Below are 1211 nucleotides of genomic sequence, written 5' to 3' on the forward strand. Positions count from 1 at the left end.
TGTAGGCTTCCCCTAATTAGAACTGTTTATTTGTCAGAAGTTACAGTTTTACCTCTGTTGGCGGTACCGCCAACAGAGGTAAATTCTGAAAATTCTATCGGTGCCATTTTCCCCAGGGCATCATGGGGTCTTTTCGTGTTATAATCTTCTATCCAAATATGAGTTTGCTCCCTTACCTGGTCTAGGTTTTCAAAAATATATTTATCCAATACGCCTCTTCTATAACTTCCGTTGAAACGTTCAATATAGGCGTTTTGCGTTGGCTTTCCGGGTTGGATGTACTGAAATTCAACCCCGTGCATCTGGCTCCATTCTGAAGCTAAATTAGCTATAAATTCAGGCCCGTTGTCCATTCTTATCTTATCAGGCTTTCCTCTGCGGTTTATCAAGTGGTTTAATACCCATACTACCCGACTGCTAGGCAATGAAAAATCAACCTCTACATGAAGTGCTTCCCTATTATAGTCATCAATAATGGTAAAAGCTCTAAATCGCCTTTTGTTATCCAGTACATCGGTTACAAAATCTATGCTCCACGTTTGGTTGAGGCTTTCTGGAACTTCTAATGGTTCTTTTACCCTTGCAGGCAAACGCTTCTTTACTTTACGTCTCAGGCTAAGACCCAGGCTCTTGTAGACCCGATAGACCCTCTTGTGATTCCATGGCCTTCCCTCTTTACGCAAGCGGTCATAAGCTGACCAAAACCCTTCCTCACTGTGCTCTTCAGCCTTCTCTTGCAAGGCTTCCTCTACCGCACTGTCATCCTTTGGTTGTGGTTTAAAATAGAAAACACTCTTGCTCAAGTTGAGTACACGACATGCCCTGCTGATGCCGTAATGAACAAATTCTTTTATTATCGCGCGTTTACGACAGGGCTTTATAGCTTTTTTTCAATGATCTCTTTTGCAAGCTCATGATCTAATGAAAGACTCGCATACATTTGCTTAAGTCTGCGGTTTTCTTCTTCAAGATCCTTTAAACGCTTAAGCTCCTTGCCATTCATCCCTGCATAACGCTCTCTCCATTTGTAAAAAGCCGCTGTACTTATCCCATATTCACGACTAATCTCCTGGGCGGTTTTGCCGTTATCGAATTCCTTTAAAATCCGTGCGATTTGTTGTGGTGAAAATTTACTCTTCTTCATAACTACTGTTTAAAATTAATAAATATTTCTATACTTTTAAACAGTTCGGTTTTAAGGGAAGCTTACA

The 1211-nt window shown here is 41.0% G+C and carries 1 protein-coding gene; it reads right to left on the reverse strand.

Translation table 11 applies throughout. The features are described from left to right. Positions 1–26: 26 nt before the first annotated feature. Positions 27–1144, reverse strand: a protein-coding gene (locus tag IEV85_RS24680) for an IS3 family transposase (protein WP_188467940.1) whose coding sequence is annotated in 2 segments (ribosomal slippage) — positions 27–883 and positions 883–1144 — 1119 coding nt in all. Because the reading frame shifts where the segments join, the coding sequence is not laid out codon by codon here. Positions 1145–1211 lie beyond the last annotated feature (67 nt).

It is taken from the genome of Marivirga lumbricoides, assembly GCF_014636295.1.
GTDB classification, from domain to species: domain Bacteria; phylum Bacteroidota; class Bacteroidia; order Cytophagales; family Cyclobacteriaceae; genus Marivirga; species Marivirga lumbricoides.